This window comes from Microbacterium testaceum StLB037 (genome assembly GCF_008763945.1).
Taxonomy (GTDB): domain Bacteria; phylum Actinomycetota; class Actinomycetes; order Actinomycetales; family Microbacteriaceae; genus Microbacterium; species Microbacterium testaceum_G.
Map to the genome: position 1 here is coordinate 105,170 of NZ_VTQH01000003.1, position 23,560 is coordinate 128,729.

Genomic DNA, 23,560 nt, shown 5'->3' on the forward strand with positions numbered 1-23,560 from the left:
ACCATGCCCGGAACCGACCCGCTTCTCCTCGACGAGATCTCCCTCCTCCTGGTGTGGACGGCGGTCGCCATCTACGTGCTGGCGTTCATCGCGTACGCCATCGATCTCGCACGCCGCTCCGACCTCGCGCTGAAGGCGAAAGACGAGGTCGTCGCGCGCGAGCTCGTCACCGCGGGCGGCGGGGGAGTGATCTCCTCGGGCACTGCCTCTGCGGCATCCCCTTCTTCGGCGAAGCCCCGCTACCTCTGGGCTCGGATGGGGACCGTTCTCACGGCGCTGGGCTTCGTGTTCCACCTGGTCGCCACGGTTCTGCGCGGTGTCGCCGCCGGGCGCGTGCCGTGGTCGAACATGTACGAGTTCGCGATGACCGGACTGCTGCTGATCATCGCGGTGTACCTCGTGGTGCTCACGCGCTACGACCTGCGCTTCCTCGGCTCGCTCATGACCGGTCTCGCCGTGCTGTTGCTGGGAGGGGCGACCCTCGCGTTCCACGTCGAGGTCGTGCCGCTGGCCGACCCGCTGAAGTCGGTGTGGCTCGTCGTGCACGTGTTCGTCGCGAGCCTGGCGACGGCGTTGTTCGCTCTGGCGTTCGGGTTGTCGGTGGTGCAGCTCATCCAGGCGCGCCGTGAGCGCAAGCTCGCCGACGCACCCGCGGATGCCGCGACGAAGCGCAGCTTCCTGCGCACGGTCCCGAACGCCGACGCGCTCGAGTCTCTCGCCTACCGCTTCGCCATCGTCGGGTTCATCTTCTGGACCTTCACCCTCATCGCCGGGTCGATCTGGGCCAATGATGCGTGGGGCCGCTTCTGGGGCTTCGACACCAAGGAAGTCTGGACCTTCGTCATCTGGGTGCTCTACGCCGGGTACATCCACGCCCGCGCGACGCGCGGCTGGCGCGGCACGCGCTCGGCCTGGCTGTCGATCATCGGCTTCACCGCGGTGCTGTTCAACTTCACGATCGTCAACGTCTTCTTCAAGGGCCTGCACGCCTACAGCGGCCTCACGACCTGACCTGGGCAGGACCCGCGTGCCCGTCCGGCTTGTCGCCGGGCGGGCCCTCTTCTGTGTGGGGAAGAGGCCGGGGCACGGTCTGAGGATGCGTGGCTCCGCGAGCCGCGTGTGGATACGCCGTGGGGTGAGGCGTGCACAACGGCGGGGCGTTCTGCGAAACGCCGAGTATGGCGGTGGCGTTCCCGGCGTGTCGGCGACGCGCCCCGCCGTTGTGCACGGGTGGCGGGGAGGGCGGTGGGATGCCGCGAGCTCGGGCCTGAGGAGACGTCACGGCCCGGGGCGACGCGGACCTGCCGGCCGGGGCGTGCCTGACGGCGGGGCGTTTCGCGACGCGCCGGGTCACGGGGCCCTTTGCTCCGCGTGTCGCCCGACCGGCCCGCCGTTGTGCTCGGGGCGTCGTCGGCTAGCGTGCCCCAGTCCCACGACACGACGCGACACGACACGACGCGACACGGCACGGCACCTGGGCGCGCGGGCGGGCGCGGGCGCGGGCGGGCGCGGACGCGGGCGGCCGCCGCACCGTTTCGGCCCAGGCCCCGAGCGACGGGGCTCAGGCGACGGCGGCGGCGGCCCGGGCCCCGAGCGACGGGGCTCAGGCGGCGGCGGCGGCGGCCCAGGCCCCGAGCGACGGGGCTCAGGCGACGGCGGCGGCGGCCCGGGCCGAGACGGTGCGGCGGCGCACCACGACCAGCGTCGTGACGACGAGCGAGAGCACCGCCCACACGACGAGGCCCGCGGCTCCCGCTCCCACGCCGCCGGCGGCGGTCAGGGCGCCGAGCATGGCGTCGTACGCGGGAGCGGTCGGCAGCACCGAGGCGAAGCCCGCGAGCACCGGCGGAACCGTCGAGACGATGCTCGTCGCGAGGGCCAGTGCCCCCACGATCGCGGCGACCCAGCGGCCCGCCCCACCGAGCAGCGCGACGAGCGCCTGGTTCACGGCCGCGAAGGCGACTCCCGCCACGAGGCAGATCATCGCGAACACGGCCCAGTCGCCCCAGCTGTAGTCGGAGGCCACCTGCACGACGCCCGCCACCAGGAGGCCCTGCACCGCACCGATGAGCGCTGCGGGGGCGAAGCCGCGCAACGCGACGAGCCCGGAGGAGCGACGGCTGGTGAGCGCACGGGCCGACACGGCCTGCACCACCACGAACGAGGCCAGGGCGCCGAACCACAGAACGGCCATGGCGAGCAACGGCACCGCGGCGCCGCCGAAGAGCGAGTCGGTGCCCCCGGTCGCCGAGACGGGGTCGGCGACGACGTCGGCGAGGTTCGTCGCCTGGGCGTCGGTGTAGGTGGGAAGCTGCGATACCGCGGTGTCGAGACCGTCGGCGAGAGACGTCGTCCCCGTGGCGACCTGCGAGACGCCGTCCGCTAGCTGAGCGGCGCCCGTCTCTGCGACGGAGGCTCCGGATGCCAACTGCCCGGCGCCCGAAGCAAGAGCCGAGGCCCCCGTGCCGAACTGGCGCGCGCCGTCGGCGAGTTTCGTGGCTCCGCCCGCGACGCCGTCGATGCCCCCGGCGATGGTGTTCAGGCCCGAGGACGCGTCGCGCGCTCCGTCGGCCAGGCCGGCCGCGCCGTCGCCGAGCTGCTGGTTAGCTGCCGCGATCTGGCGCACGCCGGCGGGCAGCTCAGCGGCCTGCCCGGCGAGATCGCCGATCTTCGCCACCGTCTGCGTCGCCTGCGGGAGAGCCTTGTTCGCTTCGTCCGAGGCGGTGCGCAGCGCCTGGCACTGCTCCGGCGTGCCGGTGCAGTCGTCGGCCGCCTTCTGGAGAGCGGCCGCGGCGTCGACCAGGGCCTGATTGACCTGGGGTGCCGCCTTCGACAGGGCGGTGGCGTCTTCGGCGAAGCTCGGGGGGATCTGATCGGCGAGGCCGTTGATCTGCTTCGCGAGCTCGCGGTTGCCCGCGGCGATGCCGTCGGCCCCGGTCGCGAGCTTGCCCACACCTGTCGCGGCCTCGCGGGTGCCGGTCGCCAGCGCCCCGGCTCCGCTCGCGAGCTGGCTCGCGCCGTCGGCGAGCGGAGCGGCCCCCGCGGCGAGCTGCGACGCGCCGTCCGCCAGCCCGGTCGCCCCGGTGGAGAGCTGTCCGAGACCGTCGCGCAGGCTCCCGGCGCCATCGGCCGCCTGCGATGCACCGTCGGCGAGCCGGTGGGCGCCGCTGGCTGCCGTGCCGAGCTGGTCGCTGAGCGTCGTGAACCCCAGGAAGACGTTCTTCAGGTACTGCGAAGACAGGGTGCTGCCGTAGATCTGCGAGGCGGTGGATGCCAGAGCTCCGGTGATCGCCCCGTCGACGACGCGGGCGTTCGGCGCCGTCTGTACGCCGATGGTGGCCTTCTCGGGTGTTTCGCCGGGGCGGGTCGAGAGCGAGGCGGCGGTGAAGTTCTCGGGGATCGTGACGACGGCCGTGTACGTGCCGTCCTTGAGCCCCGCGGCGGCGTCCTCGTCGTTGGAGATGACCCAGTCGATGTTGCTCGGCTGGTCGTCGGCGCCCTTGACCAGACCCCCGGTCAGCTGGCGCCCGAGGGGGACGAGCTGACCGTCGAGCTCCACGGCCTTGTCGTCGTTGACGATCGCGGCCGTGATGTTCTCGAGGCGATCGGTGGGCTTGTACAGCGCGCCGACCAGGATGCCGCCGATCACCGCCGGGAGCAGGAGGACACCGATGAGGGTCAGCCAGGTGACGGGGCGGCGCGAGCGGGAGCGCTCGACGGGGAGAGTCATGCGAACACCTCGGAGAGATCGGCGAAGGTTTCGGGTTCGGGACGGTGGCGACGCGGGGTCGGAAGGGCGAGCGATGTGACGTCGGAACGCTGCGCGAGAGCGAGCAGCGCGAGGGCGCGGCGTTCGTCGCGCGCCGACACGACGAGCGTGAATGGCGACGACGCGTCGTCGCTGCGCTCGCGCGCGTCGGTCGCGGCCCGTCGGAGCAGTAGCGCCACGTCGTCGCGGGCGTCGTCGTCGAGACGGTCGATGTCGGACACGAGAACCACGCGCGAGCCGCGGGAGGCAGCCTGGGCGACGTCGGCCGCCGCCTCGGAGGGATCGTCGAGCAGGGCGACACCGACGCGGGAACGAACGGCCCCGGCGCGTTCCGGAACGAGCAGACCGTCGACACGCAGGCGCCCGTCGATCTGCGACAGCCGGCCCGACAGAGCGAGCAGCAGGGCGCGTGTGGTGCGGGTCTCGCCGGTCACCAGGAGGGTTCCGCCGTACCCCAGTCGCAGCGAGACGTCCGCGAACACCGGCTCCTCGGCATCCGACGATCCGACGGTGCGCAGCTCGTCGGCGGCGATGGCGATGGCGGGCTCGCTCGGCCAGTCGGCCAGGCGCACCTCGCGCTCGACCGCTTCGCCCTCGACGTCGAGCTTGGGCAGCGAGCGGTCGAGCCAGCGGGGCATCCACCACGCCTTCGCGCCCAGCAGCGCCAGGATCGCGGGGACGAGTGTCATACGCACGAGGAACGCGTCGACCGCGACGCCCACGGCCAGACCCAGGGCGATGGGTTTGAGGCTCGAGTCGCCCTCGGGGACGAAGGCGACGAAGACGGCGAACATGATGACGGCGGCGGCGACGACGACGCGGGCCGAGGCCGAGAATCCGCTGCGGACGGCGCCGAGGGCGACCTCGCGCGGCGTGCGGCCCTCGCGGCCGGCGTGCACGTAGTCCTCTCGCATGCGCGAGACGAGGAACACCTGATAGTCCATCGCGAGGCCGAAGAGCACGCCCATCACGACGATCGGCATGAAGCTGATGATCGGGCCGACCTTGGCCACGTGCAGGGCGTCGGCGAACCAGCCCCACTCGAACACCGCTGCCACCACGCCGAACGAGGCGGCGACCGACAGCAAATACCCGCCGGCCGCGGTGAGCGGCACCCAGATCGAGCGGAACACGATCATCAGCAGCACGAGCGAGAGCCCGACCACGAAGAGGCCGAAGGGCAGCAGCGCCGCGCCCAGCTGGTCGGAGATGTCGATCGTCACGGCCGTATAGCCGGTGACGAGCAGGTGCACGCCGAACTGGTCGTAGAGACGCGGTTCTGCAGCGCGCAGCGTGCGCACGAGGTCGGCGGTGCGCGGGTCGTCGGGGGCGGTCTCGGGCACGATCTGCACGATGCCGGTGTCGGCGGTCTGGTTGGGGGTCGCCAGAGCCACCTGAGCGACTCCGGGGATCTTCGCGATCTCGTCGCCGATGCTCGTCATGAGGTTCACCGGATCGTTCGAGGTGACGATGGTGCCGGTCATGATGAGCGGGCCGTTCGCGCCCGGTCCGAAATACTCGTCGGTCAGCTCGTAGGCGACGCGCGCCTCGTCGCCCTTCGGGAGCTGTCCGGCGTTGGGCAGGGTGAGGGCGAGAGAGGCCGCCGGGATGGCCGTCAGCCCGAGCAGCCCGATCACCGCGACGCTCGTGACGACGGGATGCCGGGTCACCAGGCCCACCCAGTGCTTCGCCGGGCCGTTTCGTTCCGCGCGCGAGGCGGCGGACGCCGCCGCCTTCTTCTCGCGTTCGGCCGCGGCCTCGGCCAGGGCTTCCGCGCCTTCCTGTGCCGACATGCCCCGACGACGGCGGCGTGATGCCTTCGGTCGCCGGAAGCCCCACCCCACCACGCGGTGCCCCGCGAAGCCGAGGAACGCCGGGGTCAGCGTCAGGCCGACGCACACCGCGATCGCGACGGCGACGGAGGCGGCGATGCCCATGGTCGTCAGGAACGGGATGCCGGCGAAGCTGAGGCCGATGAGGGCGATGAGCACGGTGATGCCGGCGAACACGACGGCCGAACCCGCGGTTCCGACGGCGCGCGCGGTCGACTCCTCGGGGTCCATTCCCGCCCGTGTCTGATCCTGATGTCGCGACACGATGAACAGCGCGTAGTCGATGCCGACCGCCAGGCCCAACATCACCGCCAGCAGGGGAGTGGTCGACGACACGGTCGCGAAACCGGTCGCGACGAAGATGAGCGCGATCGAGAGGGCGACGCCGAGGATCGCGGTGGCCAGCGGCATCCCGGCCACGAGGAACGAGCGGAACGTGACCATCAGCACGAGGGCGGCGATCACCACGCCGAGGGCCTCGGTCAGGGAGACGCCGGGGATCTCGGTGGCGAAGAGCTGACCGCCCAGGACCGCCTGCGACCCCGAGGGCAGGGCGGAACCGAGGGCGGTGGTGGCGTCGCGGAGGGCGTCCTTGGTCGCGGCCGGGACGGCGGTGGACTCGCCCGCGAACTGGATGCGGACGATGGCCGCGCGCCCGTCGTCGGAGATGCCGCCCGAGATGCGCGTGTCGTAGGGGTCGGTCACGGCTTCGACGAAGTCGAGCGTGCCGATGTCGGTGGAGGCCTTCTGTATGGCGTCCTGATAATCCTGATCGCGCACGCTCGCCCCGTCGGCGGAGACGACCACGATCTCGGCGCTCGCCCCGCTCACCTGGGGGAAGGTGCGACCGAGCATCTCGAGACCGGCCTGCGACTCGGTGCCGGGGATGGTGAAGGAGTTGTCGGTGCCCTTGGCGAAGACGGCGACGCCGCCACCGGCGATCACCAGGATCAGCAGCCACCCGGTCAGCACGCGCCAGGGGTGGCGGAACGACCAGCGACCCAGGGTGTACAGGAATGTCGACACGGCGGCTCCCACGATCGGTGAACGAGTCGATACATCACCGTATCGGATACATCAATGTATCGTAGATCGCGAGGGGCGTACCGAAGCTGGGGGTCCGCTCAGAACAGGAGACGCGGATGATGGACACCGCACCCGCCCCGTCGCGGCGGCGCGAGAACACCCGCACGCGCCTCATGGATGCCGCCGCGGAGATGTTCGCCGAGGTCGGCATCGACGCCGCCTCGGTCGAGGCGATCTGCGAGTGCGCCGGCTTCACCCGGGGCGCCTTCTACTCGAACTTCGCCTCGAAAGAAGAGCTCTTCCTCGCGCTGTGCGCGCGCTCCGCCGAGACGACGATCGCCGCGGTCCGCGACCGCGTCACCTCGATCGAGGACCGCGGTCTCGACACGGCGGGAGACGTCCGCCATCTCGTGCAGGAGGTGCTCGAGGCGACCGGGGAGGACCGGCTCGACGTGCTCCTCGGCGCTGAAACGCGGTTGCAGGCGCTGCGCAACCCCGAGTTCGCCGAGGCGTATCTCGCCCTCAATCAGGGCCTGGTCGACAGCGTCACCCAGCTCGTGCGCGACATCGCCGACGCCCGGTCGCTGTCTCTGCGCGTGCCGGCCGACTCGGCCACCGAACTGCTGCTGTCGGTCTGGATCTCCACGTCCGAGACCGCCTTGCTCGTCGGTCAGGACCAGACGGTCGCCCGCACCCAACTGGCCGAGAGGCTCTCGCAGGTGGTCGGGCTCATCCTCGAGTGAGCAGGTCGTGGCACCGGCTCACGCGCTGGATCCACCACTGCCGTCGCTCGTCGGTCGCGGCCACCCGGTCGAGGTCGGCCGAGGTGGGCCGGGGCCGCTCGAGCGCGAGCGCTCCGTCGCGGGCCACGAGGGGGGATGCCACGACGTCGGCCGTGAAGAGCGAGGCGGTGCCGAGACCGCAGTCGTAGTCGAGGTCGGGGAGGGATGCCGCGAGGGCGGCCCCCATCGACAGGCCGATTGAGGTGTCGAGCGCACTGGACACGACTGCAGGAAGCCCCGCTTCGGCGACGATCCGGCGCGCCGCGTGCACACCCCCGAGCGGTTGCGCCTTGATGACCAGCAGATCGGCGGCGCCGGCCCGTGCGACCCGCAGGGGATCGGCGGCCTTGCGCACGCTCTCGTCGGCGGCGATCGGGATGTCGAGGTACGCGATCCGCTCGCGCAGCTGGGCGAGTTCGTCGACCTCTGCGCACGGCTGCTCGACGTACTCGAGGTCGAATTCCGCGAGGGCGTGGACGGCGCGCTCGGCCTCGTCGACGTTCCAGGCCGCGTTGGCGTCCACGCGCACGCGCCCTTCGGGACCCATCGCGTCGCGGACGGCTCGCACCCGGGCGACGTCGTCGGCGAGGGTCTGTCCCGCCTCGGCGACCTTCACCTTGACCGTCCGGCATCCGTCGTACCGGGCGAGGATCCTCGGCACCTCGGATGCCGCGACCGCGGGCATCGTGGCGTTGACACGGACCCTGTCGCGCACGGGCGCCGGCGCCGGATTCCACCCGAAGTCGATGGCGCCCGCGAGCCAGGTGGCCGCCTCGGATTCGGAGTATTCGGCGAAGGGCGAGAACTCCGTCCACCCCTCGGGCCCCTCGAAGACGACCGCCTCGCGCGTGTCGACCCCGCGGAAGCGCGCGGTCAGGGGGAGGGCGACGACACGGGCCGTCTCGAGGATGTCGGCGAGCGAGGGGAGGGGCGCGGTGCTCATGCCCTCATCCTGGCGCTCAGCGGTGGTTCGGCGCGGGTGGCCCGCCGGGGAGGAACTTCTGGCGCTCGTCGCTGTAGGAGGGCGAGAGGTTGCGCTGGTGGTCGAGCGAATCCATCGCCGCCGAGTACCCCGCGCGGGTCCGATTGGTCCCGAACAGGTAATCGCGCAGTCGCGCGAGCTTCGACATCTTCTTCGTCATGGTGTGACTCCGATCGTCTGGCTTTTCCACGGTACGTGGCTCGGCGCAAGGAGTCCACCCACCCCGGTGTCGAAGGCCGGGCATAGGCTGACGCCATGCTCTTCGATACCCCCGTCCGGCTCGGCGTGCAGATCCAGCCGCAGCACGTGCAGTACTCCGACATCCGCGATGCCGTCCTCCGCTTGGAAGAGATGGGCGTCGACGTCCTGTTCAACTGGGACCACTTCTTCCCGCTCTACGGGAACCCCGACGGCGAGCACTTCGAGGCCTGGACGATGCTGGCGGCGTGGGCCGAGCAGACCGAGCGCGTCGAGTTCGGCGCCCTCGTCAACTGCAACAGCTACCGCAACGCCGACCTGCAGGCCGACATGGCCCGCACCGTCGACCACATCAGCAAAAAGGGCGGCGACACGGGCCGTTTCATCTTCGGCACCGGATCGGGCTGGTTCCAGCGGGACTACGACGAGTACGGCTACGAGTTCGGCACCGCGGGCTCGCGCCTGAACGCGCTCGCCGCCGACCTCGACCGCATCGTCGACCGCTGGGGCAAGCTGAATCCCGCGCCTACCCGCGAGATCCCCGTCATGATCGGCGGCAAGGGCGAGCAGAAGACCCTGCGCATGGTCGCGCGTCACGCCGACATCTGGCACAGCTTCGTCACCCCCGACGAGCTGCCGCACAAGTTCGAGGTCATCGAGAAATGGGCCGAGACCGAGGGGCGCGACCTGTCGGGCCTCGTCGTCTCGAACGAGCTCAAGGACCGCGACGAAGGCGTGGCCGACGCCCTGTACGACGCCGGGACGCGTCTGTTCACGCTCGGCTTCGGCGGTCCGGACTGGGACTACTCGCTCGTCGAGCGCTGGCTGCGGTGGCGCGACGGCAAGAACGCGTGAGTCGAGCGGCGTCCCGATCCACTCGGGGCGCCGCCCGCTCTCACGGCTTGAACTGCGCGCCGCCGGACGTGCCCGTCCAGGTCTTCGCGGCTTCGCCCGCGTAGTACGCGGTCTCGCTCTGGTGGTTCATAGAGCGACGCGCGTCTTCGGACTGGTCATGCGAGGGCGCACCGAGGAAGTACTCGCGGATGCGGCCAAGGATCGACACCTTCTTCGTCATGCTGACTCCGATCGTCGGGTCGTCCAGGCTACGACGGATGCCGACGGGCGTCCACTGTTCCTGGGCCACCGCCCGGCCCGACCCCCGCGCGTAGGCTGGACGGGTGACCGTCTCCGAGCTCTTCGATCCCGCGGAATGGACCCTGGCCCCCGGCGCCGCGGACTACACCGACATCACCGCCCACGTCAGCCACGACGGCCGTATCGCGCGCATCGCCTTCGACCGGCCCGAGGTGCGCAACGCTTTCCGCCCGCACACGGTCGACGAGCTGTACCGCGCTCTCGACCTCGCGCGTCAGGACCACCGCATCGGAGTCGTGCTGCTCACCGGTAACGGCCCGAGCCCGAAGGACGGAGGCTGGGCGTTCTGCTCCGGCGGCGACCAGCGCATCCGCGGCCGCGACGGCTACAAGTACTCCACCGACGAGACCACGGTGCACGATCCGGGTCGCGCCGGGCGCCTGCACATCCTCGAGGTGCAGCGGCTCATCCGGTTCATGCCGAAGGTCGTCATCGCCGTCGTCCCCGGTTGGGCCGCCGGCGGAGGGCACTCGCTCAACGTCGTCTGCGACCTGTCGATCGCGAGCGCCGAGCACGGTCGTTTCAAGCAAACGGATGCCGATGTCGGCTCGTTCGACGCCGGCTACGGGTCCGCGTACTTCGCGCGCCAGATCGGGCAGAAGTTCGCCCGGGAGATCTTCTTCCTCGCCGAGGAGTACTCGGCCGAGCGCGCGTACGAGATGGGCGCGGTCAACCGTGTCGTGCCGCACGCCGAGCTCGAACGCGAGGCCCTGGCGATGGCGCGGACGATCCTGACCAAGTCGCCCACCGCGATCCGCATGCTGAAATACGCCTTCAACGCGGTCGACGACGGTCTGGTCGGTCAGCAGCTCTTCGCAGGTGAGGCGACGCGCCTCGCCTACGGCACCGACGAGGCCGCCGAGGGCCGCGACTCGTTCCTCGAGAAGCGCGACCCCGACTGGTCCGACGTGCCGTGGCACTACTGATCGGCGGGCTCTTCTCGTGAGGCTCGAGCCGCCGGCATCCGGTGATCCGCGTGACGTGCTGCGCGCTCTGCGAGCGGCCGTCCTCGGGGCGGGTCCTGCCGTCGCACTCGGCGGGGCCGATCTTCCCCGCGAGGTCCCCTCGGGAACCGCCGCCGTCGTGACGACCTCGGGCTCGACGGGGGTACCCAAATCGGTCGTGATCAGCCGCAACGCCCTCATCAGCAGCGCCTACGCCACCGCCGCACGCATCGGCGAGGGTGCGTGGCTGCTCGCGGTACCGGCGACCTACGTCGCCGGGGTCCAGGTGATCGTGCGCGCGCTCCTGGCCGATCGCGAGCCCGCGGTCGTCGCCGGCCCCTTCCGGCCCGAACCGTTCGCCGCCGCAGCCCTGGGAATGGCCTCGCACCTCGACGGCGTCCGCGTCCCCAGCTTCACCTCGCTCGTCCCCGCGCAATTGCAGAGACTGCTGGATGCCGCCGTGCACGACGCCACCGTCGCGCAGGCGCTGCGCTCGTTCGAGGCCATTCTCATCGGGGGGCAGGCCCTCGCCCCCGCGGTGCGCGAGCGCGCGGAGGCCGCCGGGGCGCGTATTGTCCGCACCTACGGCTCGAGTGAGACCAGCGGGGGGTGCGTCTACGACGGCGTGCCGCTCGACGGCGTCGGTATGGCCATCGTCGATGGGGAGGTGCGCCTGTCGGGGCCGACCCTCGCCGACGGCTACCTCGGCGATCCCGAGCGCACGGCCGCGGTGTTCCCCCGTGTCGAGGGCACGCGGTGGTATCGCACGGGCGATGGCGGCGAGATCGTCGACGGCGTCCTGCACGTCACCGGTCGCCTCGACAACGTCATCGTCTCGGGAGGCGTGAACGTCTCCCTCGATCGCGTCGAAGCCGCTGTGCGCGGCATCCCGGGTTTGGAATCCGCCGTCGTCGTGCCGATCCCGGATGCCGACTGGGGGCAGGGCTCCGCGGTGGTCATGCCCGGGATCGAGGCGTCTCGCGAATCGGATCTGCTGGCCACCGTGCGGGAGGTCGTCGGCCGGGCCGTGGGAGCGCCGGCGCGTCCGGCGCGCGTGGTCGCGGTCGACGAGCTGCCCGCGCTGAGCTCGGGGAAGCCCGACCGCGCGGCGCTGCGGCGGCTGCTCGGCCCGGGGGCGCCGGACCCGCGGGATTAGACTGAGCCCTCGTGGCAGCACAGTCTCGCAAGCGTCCGAACACCGCCAAGAAGCGTCGTCCCGGCGGCAACCCGCAGAAGACGAACAGCGGTGCTCCGCAGGCCGTCGCCCCGGCGACCGCGCGCGACTGGATCTCGGCGGCGCGCCTGCGCACGCTGCCCCTGGCCATCACCCCGGTTCTCATCGGTACCGGAGCGGCCACTCTCGTCGACGACCACCTGCACTGGGTCATCGCGCTCGCGTGCCTGGCGGTGGCCTTCGCCCTGCAGATCGGCGTGAACTACGCGAACGACTACTCCGACGGCATCCGCGGCACCGATGACGTGCGCGTGGGCCCTGGCCGCCTCACCGGGGGCAGGAAGGCCAAGCCCCGCACTGTTCTGATCGTCGCGCTGTCGTTCTTCGCTCTCGCCGCGGTCATCGGCCTCGCGCTGGTGATCCGCACGGGGCAGTGGTGGCTCCTGCTCGTGGGCGCCGTCTGCATCGTCGCCGCGTGGTTCTACACCGGCGGCAAGCGCCCGTACGGCTACAACGCGATGGGCGAGATCTTCGTCTTCGTCTTCTTCGGCCTGGTCGCAACTCTCGGGACGACGTGGCTCCAGGTCATCTCCCTCCCGCAGGAGGCGTGGTTCGGCGCGGTCGCCGCGGGTCTCCTCGCCTGCGCGGTCCTGCTGGCCAACAACCTGCGCGACATCGACCAGGATCGCCTCGCCGGCAAGCGCACCCTCTCGGTGCTCATCGGGCGTCGGGCCACGCAGGTGGTGTTCACGGTCTTCGTGCTCGCGCCGTTCGCCATCGCGGCGTTCCTGGCGCAGGTCTACCCGGTGGCGTGGATCGAGGGGATCGCCCTGCTCGGCGGGCTCGCCGCGATCCTGATCGTCTGGACCTACCGCGCTCCCCGCGAACTCATCACCGCCCTGCAGGTGACGAGCTTCACGTCGGTGGCCTACGGCGCGATCATGTTCGCGGCGTTCGCGCTCTGACGCCTCGCCGCGAGCCGCGGTCGTCAGGCCTCGAGCACGAGGGCCAGGGTGTTCGCCCCCGTCGGGCCTTCGCCCAGGCGGCGCACCCGTCTCCCGCTCGGCAGGGTCTCGAGAGTCGCGGGTGAGAGGCGGCTGGTCGTGGTGCCATCGCCGAGCTGCCCGTAGAGGTTCCACCCCCACGACCGCACCGTGCCGTCGGATAGGAGCACGGTGCCCGAATTGACCGTCCCCGAGATCTGCGTCACGCCCGAGCTCAGGCCCGCGAGCGCGACGAAGGACGACGTCAGCGTCGGCGTCGACAGGCCGTTGCCCAGTTCTCCGTCGCTGTCGTTGTAGCCGCAGCCGCGCACCGATCCGTCCGCTTGCCGGACGAAGGAGTTCGCCCAGTTGGCGGCGAACTCCACGGCGGCGTCGGTCAGCCCCGTCGCCGCGACCGGGGTGCCGCGATCGGTCGTCGTCCCGTCGGCGAGTTGACCGTATGCGTTGGATCCCCAGGTCCGCACGGTCCCGTCCGACAGCACGGCTCCGGCGTGGCTCCGTCCCGCACCGACCTGCACCACCGCCGACCCCAGCGCGCTCACCCGGACGGGCGTGTTCCATAGATCCGGGGCGCCCAGGCCCACTCCGGCATTGCCGGTGGTGTTCACGCCCCAGGCCCAGAGAGTGCCGTCGGATCGCAGAGCGAAGCTGGTACCCGGCTCTGCGCGCGCGGTGCCGTAGGAGTGGGCGATCTGCGTCACCGACGTGAGCTGGGGAACCTGGACCGGAGAGGTCGCGATCACCGCGCCCATCGTCCCGCTGCTCCTGCCCCAGTTCCAGACCGTTCCGTCGCTCCTGAGGACGACGACGCGGCCGAGCCCGGTGAGGATGTGCGTCACGTCGGCGATGCCCGCGACCTGCGCCCAGCTCGACCTGCTGGTCGTCGTGCCGTCGCCCAGCTGCCCCGCCTCGTTCGTTCCGGCGGCCCAGACCGTGCCGTCCTCGAGCAGGGCGACCGAGAACAGCGAACCCGAGTCGCCCTCCGGGTCCCCACTCGTTGCGACCTGACGGACGGGGGAGGGGAACGCGGTCCCCGTCTGCGTCGGGGTCGCGGTGTAGCCCTGTCCGAAGATGACGACATTCGAGCCGAGGACCGTGAACGCGCCGGAGACGGACGAGCCCGGGATCGACGCCGTCACCGTCGTCGTCGAGCCGGGAACGGCCCATGGATCGTGGAGATCGAACGAGGTCGTCGCGACCCCGGACGCGTTCGTCGTCGCTGTCACGGGGCTGAAGGTGGCGCCGCTCGGCCCCGAGAAGCTCACGCTCTCGCCGGCGACGGCAGCCCCGGAGCCGTCGAGCACGGTGGCGGATACGGCGACGGTGCCCGAGCCCGGCAGGCTCCCGTTCGGGGCTGACACGCTCGAGACGCGGGCACCGGATGCCGCGAACGCCGGCGTCGCCGCGACGAGGGCGACCGCGGGCACCGACCACGCCCCCGCGGCGATCATCGCGCGTCGCGAGATCGTGGAATCGGACGAGGGCGGAGGGTGGGGCCTGGTGCTCATTCGAGGTCCCTCAGGATGACGGCGGGTGCCGGACGAGCGTCGCGGCCGCAGCAGGGTACGCGCGTCGCTATCGGGGCGCGCGCCGTCCGAGCGGAACCCGCGGCGGAATGACGCGACGCCTCCGGCGACCTCACGCGCGAGAATCACCCGGGAGCGGCGCTCATCTCACCTCGGCGCGAAAGGACGCTCAGGCGCGCGGAGCCTCGCCCGCCGCGCTCGGACCGTCGGCGACGTCGCCCCGCGTGGCATCCACCACCGCGTCCTCGGCGTCGGCGTCGGTCTCGGCGCCGGTGCGGCGACCCGTCGCGGTGCGCTCGGCGCGCCGTTCGGCGAGACCCCCGGTGACCTTGTCGAGCGGGCGACGCAGGAACAGCAGCGACAGGCTCAGGCCGATCAGGGCGGCGAAGATCGCCGCGACCCACGGCAGCTCCTGGAACACGGGGAACAGCAGCAGGATGCCGAGGGGCACGAGGAAGGCGAGCAATCGCAGCACCGTGTAGACGAGGGCCGAACGAGCACGCATGACCCCATTCTACGGCGGGTGCCTCGGGCCCCACCCCCGGTCGTTCGACGGCGGAGGACCGCTCGCCGGCTCCGGGCCGCTGTCCAGCCGACGCACGTAGAATCAGCTCATGGCACGGTTGCTTCTCATCCTGGCGCTCGTGGCGACCGTCTTCTGGGTCTACACGATCGTGGACTGCGCCGTGCAGAGCCCCTCTCGCCACCGCGGCGTCAGCAAGCCCGCGTGGTTGGCGATCGTCATCCTCCTTCCCGTCCTCGGCGGCATCCTGTGGTTCGCCATCGGTCGGGGTCGCGCGACGCAGACGGTCGTGCGGCGCGCTCCCGACGACGACCCGGAGTTCCTCGGCCGCATGACCGCCTCGGCGCGCGCCGAACAGGACGAGCGGATCCGCCGTCTCGAAGAGGAGCTGGCGCAGCTCGACTCCGAGGCCGACGACCCGCAGCCGCCGAAGAAGACGACCGACCCGGGCGACACCCCCGGCAACGGCGATGACGACACCCGCGGTCAGCGCGGCGCCGTCAGCTGAGCGTGGCCCCCGACTCCGCGCGCATCAGCGCGCCGGCCACCGACGCGGCTGCCGCTCTCCTGACCGGACTCGTCTCGCGCGGCGTCCGCCACATCGTCGTGAGCCCCGGCTCGCGATCCCAGGCCCTGGCGCTGGTCGCCGCCGCCCTCGAGCGCGCCGGGCTCGTCCACCTGCACGTGCGCATCGACGAGCGCGTCGCGGGCTTCACCGCGCTCGGCATCGGGCGGGAGACCGGGATGCCGGCAGTCATCGTCTGCACCTCCGGCACGGCCGTGGCGAATCTCGTGCCGGCCGCTCTCGAGGCGCACCACGCCGGAGTGCCTCTGCTCCTGCTCACCGCCGACCGGCCGCCCGAGCTGCGCGGGGTCGGGGCCAACCAGACCACGCGCCAGCCGGGGATGTTCCGCTCGGCCGTCCGCCTCGAGGCCGACCTCGCGGTGCCCGAGTTCACCGACGACGACGCGACCTCCGAGCAGACGTCCGAGCTCGACGCGGTCGCCGCGTCGGCACTGGCCGCGGCGCTCGGGCAGGGTGCGCGCGCGGCGGGGCCCGTCCACCTGAACGTCGCCTTCCGCGAGCCGCTCGCGGGCGCCGCCCCGTCGTGGTTGGCGGAGCGGGCGGCATCCGGAGCCCTTCCCTCCGAAGAGAACGCCGAGGGCTCGGGAGCGCTGTACCAAGGGGGCGGGGGCATCGGTGAAGCCGACGTCGCGCCCGAGGCCGAGGCGGAGCACGTAATCGAGCCCGGTCCGCGGACGGTCGTCGTCGCGGGAGCCGACGCGGGCGCGCAGGCCGAGCAGTTCGCCCATGACGGCGGCTTCCCCCTGATCGCCGAGATCGTCAGCGGCGCCCGCTTCGGGCGGCAGATCGTGCATGGCTACCGGGCGCTGTTGAGCGACCCCGAGCTCGGTGGGCGCATCGAACGCGTCGTGGTGTTCGGGCGCCCCACGCTCAGCCGCGAGGTCACCCGACTGCTCCTGCGCGACGACGTCGAGGCGATCGCGGTGCGCGGCCCCGGTGAGCCCGTCAACCTCAACGGCACGACGCTCGCCGTCGACGCCGTGAGGGTGGGCTCGGGCGAGGGCGACCGCGCGTGGCTGGGGGAGTGGATGCGCGCCTCGCGTGCCCGGGTCGTCGACCTCTCTCCGCCCGCGCCCGACGCCGACGGCCTGGCCTCCGCCGTGCCGCACGAGCGACTCGGGGCCATCAACGCCGAGGTCGAGGTCATGCGCGCGCCGCTCGATCGCGCCGCGCTCGTCGATGCGCTCTGGCGGGCGACCTGGCCGCACGACCGTCTCGTCTTCGGTTCGTCGCGCATCGTGCGCGTCGCCGACGAGCTGCTCGGCGGCAAGAAGGTCGCCGTGCACTCGAACCGGGGTCTCGCGGGCATCGACGGAACGATCGCCACCGCCACGGGCATCGCGCTGGCCAGCCAGAGCGAGGAACGCCCCGGCGTGACGCGCCTGCTGCTCGGCGACCTGGCCTTCCTCCACGATATGGGTGCTCTGATGCTGCCCCCCGGTGAGACCGAGCCGCGGCTGCAGGTCGTCGTCGGCAACGACGGCGGGGGCACGATCTTCGACGGTCTCGAGGTGGCCGCGGTCGCGGGCGACGACGCGATGGCGCGCGTGCAGTACACCCCGCACACGGCCCGCCTCGAACAGCTCGCGCTCGCCTTCGGTTGGGAGTACCACCGCTGCACCACGCGCGTCGCGCTCGACCAGGTGCTCACCGCCCCGTCCGGGGGCCGCCAGCTCATCGAGGTCCCCCTTCCGCGGTGATCCTCGTCCGTCAACGGGTGGCCGAGATTCCGGATGCCACGGCACCATGACCCCATGAGCACGAAGAACCGCTGGTCCACGTCCGCCGCCGATGCCCTGCGCGTCGAGCCCGGGTTCCGCCTCGCCGACATCGACCCTCGTTCGACGCCCGGCTACGACGGCGACAAGAACGACGGCCGAGCCGATCTCGACGCCGGGCGCGCGCCGCTGGAGGACCTGCAGGAACGCCTCTTCGCCCAGAGCGTCGCCGGCACCGCCACCGGTTCGGTCCTGCTCGTGCTGCAGGCCATGGACACCGCGGGCAAGGGCGGGATCGTGCGGCACGTCGTCGGTGCGGTCGACCCGCAGGGTGTGGAGCTCGCCTCGTTCAAGAAGCCCACCGCCGAGGAGCTCGACCACGACTTCCTCTGGCGTATCGGGAAGCGGTTGCCGGATGCCGGTCGCCTCGGCGTCTTCGACCGGTCCCACTACGAGGACGTGCTGATCGGCCGGGTCCGCGAACTCGCCCCGCACGAGGAGATCGAGCGCCGATACGGCGCCATCGTGTCGTTCGAAGCCCAGGCCGCGGAGATGGGCATCCGCGTGGTCAAGGTCATGCTGCACATCTCGAAGGACGAGCAGCGCGAGCGCCTCGGTGAGCGTCTCGAACGCCCCGACAAGCACTGGAAGTACAACCCGTCCGACGTCGATGAGCGCGCCCTCTGGGACGCCTACATGGACGCGTACCAGATCGCGATCGAGCGCACCTCGACGCCCGTCGCGCCGTGGCACGTCGTTCCGGCCGATCGCAAGTGGTACGCCCGCCTCGCCGTGCAGCAGCTGCTCATCGACGCTCTCGAGGACATCGACCCGCAGTGGCCCGCGGCCGACTACGACGTCGAGGTGGAGAAGCAGCGGTTGGCGGACTCCTGAGTCAGGCCAGCGCCTCGACGATCGGACGGAACTTCACGCGTGTCTCGAGCAGTTCCGACTCCGGCACGCTGTCGGCCACGATCCCCGCCCCGGCGTAGGCCGTGATCGGGGCTGTGGGCGAAGAGGGCGCCGCGCGGTCGATCTGCGCGCAGCGCAGCGCGATGGCCCATTCGCCGTCGCCCGAGGCCGCCGTCCAGCCCACCGCACCGGCGTAGCGCCCGCGGTCGAAGGGCTCGAGGCGTCGGATGACGTCCATGGCGGCAGCGGTGGGAGTTCCCGCCACCGCGGCGGTCGGGTGCAGGACCGAGAGCAGGTCGAGCGACGAGGCGTCCTCGCTCAGCTCGCCCTCGACGTCGGTGGCGAGGTGCCAGACATTGGGGAGCTTGAGGGTGAAGGGTTCGTCGGCGGCGGCCAGGGCCGAGGTGTGGGGAGACAGCGCCTTGAGCACGCTCTGCACGGCGAATCGGTGCTCGTCCTGGTCCTTCGTGCTCCGGGTGAGGGCGATGGATGCCGCGACATCGGCGTCGGCGTCCCCGCCCCGGGCCACCGTGCCGGCGAGCACGCGGGCGGTGACGGTTCCGTGCGAGACGGTGACGAGCGTCTCGGGGCTCGCCCCGATCAGACCGTCGACGGCGAAGACCCAGCAGTCGGGGTAGCCCTCGAGGAGCGAGCGGACGAGGCGGCGCAGGTCGGAGCCCGCCGGAACCGTACCGGCGATGTCACGCGCCAGGACGACCTTGCCCACCTCGCGGCGACCGATGGCCTCGATGGCCTGGCGGACGGCATCCTGATACTTCTCCGCCGTCTGCCGGCCGGGGCCGAGCGTCGCGGACCAGTGCGGACCGAAGGGGGAGCGCGGGGGGAGCTCGGGCTCGGGCTCGTCGGGGGTGTCGTCGAAGGCGAGGCGGGTGACCCACGCGCGACCGCTGTGGCGACCGACGATCATTCCGGGCACCCGGAGCACGTTCTCGCGCTCGGACTGCGGGTCGAAGACGAACGATCCGAAGGCCACGAGGCCGGTGCCGGGCAGCTGCACGGGGTCGTCGATGTCGGCTGCATCCGCGATCGCTCGCCAGCGCTCGGAGATGGTCGCGTCGCCCGGCTGCGCGCCGGCGTAGCGGAGGGTGAGGAGGTCGCCGAAGGCCGCGAGCGACTCGCCGCGGCGACTCCAGAACAGGGGGTCGTAGGGGGTCGTGTAGGCCAGGACGTCGTCCATGGGGGGCAGCTCGCGCGTGATCACGCGCAGGCGCGGCACGACGTCTTCCGCGGGTTCGAGCACGTCTTTCAGCGTAGACCCGAGCCTGACCACCCGGCGGTGCGCGGCATCCGGATGCTTCGGCGTCGAGCGAGACGCCGTTGCACGACGCAGGAGATCGCCCCGTCGGCGGGCCGCCCACCGCTCGCAGACGGGGCGAGGGCTGCGAAAGTCCTGCGTTGTGTCGGCGGAGGATGCGCCGACCCCGGTCGGAGCGCGACTTAGACTCCGAGCATGGATCCTCGACCCGCGCCCGGCACCCGGCTGATGTTCGAGTGGCGCAAGTGGGACGGCTCGCCGCACTGGGTGCAGGACAGCCTGTACCTCGGCTCCGACGAGTGGGGGGAGTGGTTCGGTCAGCAGGTGGGATGGCGCAGCGCGCGGCCGGGGGCGGAGTTCGTGTGCCGTCAACCCAACGTCACCCTGGTTCCCGCGACGGGGGACTGGGCCTTCACCCACAACGCCGATCCGCACCCGGTCGCGGTGTACATCGATCTGGCGTGGGACATCCGGTGGCACGACGACGGGGTGCCGCGCGGCATCGACATGGACCTCGACGTCGTGCGCCGCACCGACGAGCGCGGGACGTGGATCGACGACCGCGACGAGTGGGACGAGCACCGCGTGCGATACGGCTACCCGGCCGAGATCGTCGCGCACCTCGAGGCGACAGCGCTCGATCTCGAACGGCGGGTCCTCGCCCGGGAGGCGCCCTTCTCGGACGACGTCACCCGCCCCTGGCTCGAACGCCTCGCGGCCCTGGCAACCCCCGAAGACCGCTCGGCGTCGCGCGCCTAGACTCGACGGGTGAGCAGCGACCCCAACCGCGCCGATCTCGGCAAAGACCCGCAGCGCGTCAGCGGGATGTTCGACCAGGTCGCCGCGGCCTACGACCGCACGAACGCGGTCCTGAGCCTCGGCAACGACCGCTTCTGGCGTGTCGCGACGCTTCGCGCGGTCGCGCCGCAGCGCGGGGAGCGCATCCTCGATCTCGCCGCGGGCACGGGAACCTCGTCGATGGCGTTCGTGCCCAGCGGTGCGCACGTCGTGGCCGCCGACTTCTCGCGCGGCATGATCGAGGAGGGCCGCCGTCGTCACGGCACCGTGCCGAACCTCGAGTTCGTGCAGGCCGACGCCACCGACCTCCCCTTCGCCGACGGCGAGTTCGACGCCGTGACCATGTCGTTCGGCCTGCGCAACGTGAACGACCCGCGTCGCGCCCTGCGCGAGCTGCGCCGCGTCACCCGCCCCGGCGGGCGCATCGTCGTGTGCGAGTTCTCGCACCCGCCGTCCCGCGCGTTCAACGGGCTCTACCGCTTCTACAACGACCGGGTGCTGCCGATCGTCGCGAAGGCCGTGAGCTCCAACGCCGAGGCCTACGACTACCTGAACGAGTCGATCCGCGACTGGCCCGATCAGCCGACCCTCGCCGGGTGGATGAGGGACTCCGGGTGGGAGGACGTCGCCTACCGCAACCTCACCTTCGGCATCGTCGCGCTGCACCGCGGCATCCGTCCCGCTTCTTAACCCCTGTCAACCGTCGAGATACCGTCGGCGGCCCCTCAGCGCGCCAGGATAGGCTGAAACCGTGACCCCGAGACCGAACACGGCCGGCTCCCGCCTGTCCGGCAAGATGGGCCTGAGCGACCGCATCTTCGCAGGCCTGCGTTCGCGCACCCTCCTCTCCACCGTCGAGGCCGGGCTCACCCAGGTCGAGACCGAGCTCGAGGGCGAGGTGCGCAGCGCCGACCGGCTCGCCGACGTCACGGCGCGCTACCTCTACGAGGCCGGCGGCAAACGCGTTCGTCCGATGCTCGCGATCCTCACCGCGCAGCTCGGCAAGGGCACGACGAGAGAGGTCGTCGAGGTCGCCACGGCCCTCGAGCTGACCCACCTCGGCTCGCTCTACCACGACGACGTCATGGACGGCGCCGACAAGCGGCGCGGGGTCCCCAGCGCACAGACCGTGTGGGGCAACAACATCGCCATCCTCACCGGCGACCTGCTCTTCGCCCGGGCGAGCCAGCTCATGGCCCGCCGCGGGGAGCGCGCGATCCAGCTGCAGGCCGACACGTTCGAGCGCCTCGTCCTCGGACAGATGCACGAGACCGTGGGCCCGCAAGAGGGCGACGAGCCCGTCGACTTCTATCTGCAGGTACTCGCCGACAAGACGGGGTCGCTGATCGCGGCTGCCGCCCAGTCGGGCGTCATCTACTCCGGCGCGCCGGAGGAGTTCGAGCAACCCATGGTCGTCTTCGGTGAGAAGGCCGGTGTCGCCTTCCAGCTGCTCGACGACGTGATCGACCTGTCGCCCGACCCGTCCGAGACGGGCAAGGTGCCCGGCACCGACCTGCGCGCGGGTGTGCCGACCATGCCGTATCTGCTGCTCGGGCACCGCTCCGACGCCGCCTCCGCCGATCTTCGTGCGCGCATCGACGAGGGCCAGCAGCGCATCGCCGCCGGCGCCGACCCCTCGGTGCTCGACGGCCCCCTGGCCGAGCTGCGCGAACACGACACGACGCACGAGACCCTGCGCCTCGCGCACCAGTGGTCGCAAGAGGCGATCGACGCCCTCGCGCCGCTGCCCGACGGTGCCGTGCGCGAGGCGCTGACGCGCTTCGCCCGCGCGGTCGCCGACCGCTCGGCCTGAACCCTTTTCCGCCCCACCCCCCGATCGCGATCGAGAGGAACCCATGACGAAGCTGCGCCTCGCCATCGTCGGAGCCGGCCCCGCCGGCATCTACGCCGCCGACATCCTGCTGAAGTCCGAGCGTCAGTTCGACGTCTCGATCGACCTGTTCGAGCAGCTGCCCGCGCCCTACGGTCTGGTGCGCTACGGCGTCGCCCCCGATCACCCGCGCATCAAGGGCGTCGTCACGGCGCTGCGCGAGGTGCTCGACCGTGGTGACATCCGCATCTTCGGCAACGTGCGCTTCGGCGAGGACATCACCCTCGACGACCTCAAGCAGCACTACAACGCCGTGATCTTCTCGACCGGCGCGATCCGCGACGCCGACCTCGACATCCCCGGCATCGACGCGGAGGGCTCGTACGGCGCCGCCGACTTCGTCAGCTGGTTCGACGGTCACCCCGACGTGCCGCGCGAGTGGCCGCTCGAGGCCGAGTCGGTCGCGGTGATCGGCAACGGCAACGTCGCCCTCGACGTCACCCGCATGCTCGCGAAGCACGCCGACGACCTGCTGCCCACCGAGGTGCCCGACAACGTGTACCAGGGGCTCAGGGCCTCGCCCGTCACCGACGTGCACGTCTTCGGCCGTCGCGGTCCCGCGCAGGTCAAGTTCACGCCCCTCGAGCTGCGCGAGCTCGGCGAGCTGCGCGACGTCGACATGGTCGTGTACGACGAGGACTTCGACTACGACGAGGCCTCCCTCGCCGCGATCCAGACAAACAAGCAGGTCAAGGTCATCGACCGCGTGCTGCAGCAGTGGCGCACCCGCCCCGGCGTCAACAACGCCGGCGGAGAGGCGTCGCGTCGCCTGCACCTGCACTTCTGGGCCAAGCCCGTCGAGGTCGTCGCGGACGCCGAGGGACGCGTCGCCGCGCTGAAGTACGAGCGCACCAAGCCCGACGCCGAGGGCGGGGTCGTCGGCACCGGCGAGATCCGCGAGGTGCCGATCCAGGCCCTCTACCGCGCGGTCGGCTACTTCGGTTCGCCCCTGAAGGACGTCCCCTTCGACGAGCAGCACGGTGTCATCCCCAACCACGAGGGTCAGGTGCTCGCGGCCGACTCGAACTCGCGCCTGCCGGGCGTCTACGCCACCGGGTGGATCAAGCGCGGCCCCGTCGGCCTCATCGGACACACGAAGTCGGATGCCATGGAGACCGTGCGCCACGTCATCAACGACCAGGGCGAGTGGTGGCGCCCCGCCCACCCCGAGGAGGAGGCCATCCCGGCCCTCCTCGAGGAGCGCGGCGTGCGCTGGACCGATCTCGACGGCTGGCACCGCCTCGACGAACACGAGGTCGCCCTCGGCGCTCCGCACGAGCGCGCGCGCATCAAGGTGGTCCCGCGCGAAGAGATGATCGCGATCTCGCGCGGCGAGTAGAGCCCGTTTCGTCGAACCGCCCCGTCTTCGGACGGGGCGGTTCTGCGTTCCTCCCCGCGCGAGTACCACCCCGTCCTCACCCGGGGCAAGCCTCGTGCCCCCGTCCATAGGGTTTCGGCAGGATG

General features: G+C 71.6%; 21 protein-coding genes. 13 read left to right on the top strand and 8 right to left on the bottom strand.

Annotated elements, in window-relative coordinates:
• The first annotated feature begins 3 nt into the window (after positions 1-3).
• Positions 4-1,011: a c-type cytochrome biogenesis protein CcsB gene (gene ccsB / locus F9B98_RS12805; RefSeq protein ID WP_150958070.1), complete on the top strand. Its 1,008-nt coding sequence runs from the start codon at positions 4-6 to the stop codon at positions 1,009-1,011.
• Between the two features lie 634 nt (positions 1,012-1,645).
• Here the strand turns inward: ccsB and F9B98_RS12810 are convergent.
• Entirely contained in the window at positions 1,646-3,730 is a 2,085-nt protein-coding gene (locus tag F9B98_RS12810) for a YhgE/Pip domain-containing protein (protein WP_150958072.1), read from the bottom strand.
• Positions 3,727-6,627, bottom strand: a complete 2,901-nt coding sequence (locus F9B98_RS12815; RefSeq protein ID WP_150958074.1) for an MMPL family transporter — start codon at positions 6,625-6,627, stop codon at positions 3,727-3,729. Before F9B98_RS12815 ends, F9B98_RS12810 begins: the two co-directional genes overlap by 4 nt.
• 116 nt (positions 6,628-6,743) lie before the next feature.
• Between F9B98_RS12815 and F9B98_RS12820 the strand changes: the two genes are divergently transcribed.
• The gene (locus tag F9B98_RS12820) at positions 6,744-7,370 is read left to right on the top strand and encodes a TetR/AcrR family transcriptional regulator (protein WP_150958076.1); all 627 of its coding nucleotides are present in this window, start codon (positions 6,744-6,746) and stop codon (positions 7,368-7,370) included.
• Here the strand turns inward: F9B98_RS12820 and F9B98_RS12825 are convergent.
• Positions 7,357-8,352, bottom strand: a complete 996-nt coding sequence (locus F9B98_RS12825) for an o-succinylbenzoate synthase (RefSeq protein WP_150958078.1) — start codon at positions 8,350-8,352, stop codon at positions 7,357-7,359. The genes F9B98_RS12820 and F9B98_RS12825 overlap by 14 nt on opposite strands.
• A gap of 16 nt (positions 8,353-8,368) precedes the next feature.
• Positions 8,369-8,551, bottom strand: coding sequence for a hypothetical protein (locus F9B98_RS12830; protein ID WP_150958080.1), 183 nt, complete (start codon positions 8,549-8,551; stop codon positions 8,369-8,371).
• 95 nt (positions 8,552-8,646) lie between these two features.
• On the opposite strand from F9B98_RS12830, the gene F9B98_RS12835 reads away from it, so the two are divergent.
• On the top strand, positions 8,647-9,444 hold the full coding sequence (locus F9B98_RS12835) for an LLM class F420-dependent oxidoreductase (protein ID WP_150958083.1): 798 nt from the start codon (positions 8,647-8,649) through the stop codon (positions 9,442-9,444).
• 40 nt (positions 9,445-9,484) lie between these two features.
• Here F9B98_RS12835 and F9B98_RS12840 read toward each other — a convergent pair whose 3' ends face one another.
• A complete protein-coding gene (locus F9B98_RS12840) occupies positions 9,485-9,733 on the bottom strand; it encodes a hypothetical protein (RefSeq protein ID WP_150958085.1) in 249 nt (82 codons plus the stop codon).
• Positions 9,734-9,767: 34 nt separating this feature from the next.
• Here F9B98_RS12840 and F9B98_RS12845 point away from each other — a divergent pair, with 34 nt between their 5' ends.
• Genes F9B98_RS12845 through F9B98_RS12855 form a run of 3 tightly spaced genes read left to right on the top strand, consistent with a single transcriptional unit; the run spans position 9,768 to position 12,827 of the window.
• Positions 9,768-10,670: a 1,4-dihydroxy-2-naphthoyl-CoA synthase gene (locus F9B98_RS12845; RefSeq protein ID WP_150958087.1), complete on the top strand. Its 903-nt coding sequence runs from the start codon at positions 9,768-9,770 to the stop codon at positions 10,668-10,670.
• Between the two features lie 16 nt (positions 10,671-10,686).
• Complete coding sequence (locus tag F9B98_RS12850; RefSeq protein WP_150958089.1) at positions 10,687-11,844, top strand: AMP-binding protein; 1,158 nt, start codon at positions 10,687-10,689, stop codon at positions 11,842-11,844.
• Positions 11,845-11,855: 11 nt separating this feature from the next.
• Positions 11,856-12,827 carry a 1,4-dihydroxy-2-naphthoate polyprenyltransferase gene (locus tag F9B98_RS12855; RefSeq protein WP_150958092.1) on the top strand — a complete coding sequence of 324 codons (972 nt, stop codon included), beginning with the start codon at positions 11,856-11,858 and terminating at the stop codon, positions 12,825-12,827.
• A gap of 23 nt (positions 12,828-12,850) precedes the next feature.
• Here F9B98_RS12855 and F9B98_RS12860 read toward each other — a convergent pair whose 3' ends face one another.
• Both F9B98_RS12860 and F9B98_RS12865 read right to left on the bottom strand, forming a co-directional pair.
• Complete coding sequence (locus F9B98_RS12860) at positions 12,851-14,374, bottom strand: Ig-like domain-containing protein (RefSeq protein WP_150958094.1); 1,524 nt, start codon at positions 14,372-14,374, stop codon at positions 12,851-12,853.
• 187 nt (positions 14,375-14,561) lie between these two features.
• Positions 14,562-14,897 carry a DUF4229 domain-containing protein gene (locus F9B98_RS12865; protein ID WP_150958096.1) on the bottom strand — a complete coding sequence of 112 codons (336 nt, stop codon included), beginning with the start codon at positions 14,895-14,897 and terminating at the stop codon, positions 14,562-14,564.
• A gap of 109 nt (positions 14,898-15,006) precedes the next feature.
• On the opposite strand from F9B98_RS12865, the gene F9B98_RS12870 reads away from it, so the two are divergent.
• From F9B98_RS12870 to F9B98_RS12880, 3 genes are read left to right on the top strand one after another with little or no spacing between them, the layout of a single operon-like run.
• Positions 15,007-15,423: a PLD nuclease N-terminal domain-containing protein gene (locus tag F9B98_RS12870; protein WP_150958099.1), complete on the top strand. Its 417-nt coding sequence runs from the start codon at positions 15,007-15,009 to the stop codon at positions 15,421-15,423.
• A 2-nt stretch (positions 15,424-15,425) separates the two neighbouring features.
• Positions 15,426-17,201: a 2-succinyl-5-enolpyruvyl-6-hydroxy-3-cyclohexene-1-carboxylic-acid synthase gene (gene menD, locus F9B98_RS12875; protein ID WP_150958101.1), complete on the top strand. Its 1,776-nt coding sequence runs from the start codon at positions 15,426-15,428 to the stop codon at positions 17,199-17,201.
• 54 nt (positions 17,202-17,255) lie between these two features.
• The gene (locus tag F9B98_RS12880; protein ID WP_150958103.1) at positions 17,256-18,113 is read left to right on the top strand and encodes a polyphosphate kinase 2 family protein; all 858 of its coding nucleotides are present in this window, start codon (positions 17,256-17,258) and stop codon (positions 18,111-18,113) included.
• Between the two features lies 1 nt (position 18,114).
• On the opposite strand, the gene F9B98_RS12885 is transcribed toward F9B98_RS12880, so the two are convergent.
• Positions 18,115-19,329, bottom strand: a complete 1,215-nt coding sequence (locus F9B98_RS12885) for an isochorismate synthase MenF (RefSeq protein WP_150959057.1) — start codon at positions 19,327-19,329, stop codon at positions 18,115-18,117.
• A gap of 273 nt (positions 19,330-19,602) precedes the next feature.
• On the opposite strand from F9B98_RS12885, the gene F9B98_RS12890 reads away from it, so the two are divergent.
• The 4 genes from F9B98_RS12890 (at position 19,603) to F9B98_RS12905 (ending at position 23,435) form a co-directional block, all read left to right on the top strand.
• Complete coding sequence (locus tag F9B98_RS12890; protein ID WP_150958105.1) at positions 19,603-20,166, top strand: DUF402 domain-containing protein; 564 nt, start codon at positions 19,603-19,605, stop codon at positions 20,164-20,166.
• A gap of 9 nt (positions 20,167-20,175) precedes the next feature.
• Positions 20,176-20,895: a demethylmenaquinone methyltransferase gene (locus F9B98_RS12895; RefSeq protein ID WP_150958107.1), complete on the top strand. Its 720-nt coding sequence runs from the start codon at positions 20,176-20,178 to the stop codon at positions 20,893-20,895.
• 106 nt (positions 20,896-21,001) lie between these two features.
• Positions 21,002-22,018, top strand: a complete 1,017-nt coding sequence (locus tag F9B98_RS12900; RefSeq protein ID WP_150959060.1) for a polyprenyl synthetase family protein — start codon at positions 21,002-21,004, stop codon at positions 22,016-22,018.
• A gap of 43 nt (positions 22,019-22,061) precedes the next feature.
• Positions 22,062-23,435 (top strand): FAD-dependent oxidoreductase, encoded by a 1,374-nt coding sequence (locus F9B98_RS12905; RefSeq protein WP_150958109.1) that lies wholly within the window; start codon positions 22,062-22,064, stop codon positions 23,433-23,435.
• The last annotated feature ends 125 nt before the right edge of the window (positions 23,436-23,560 follow it).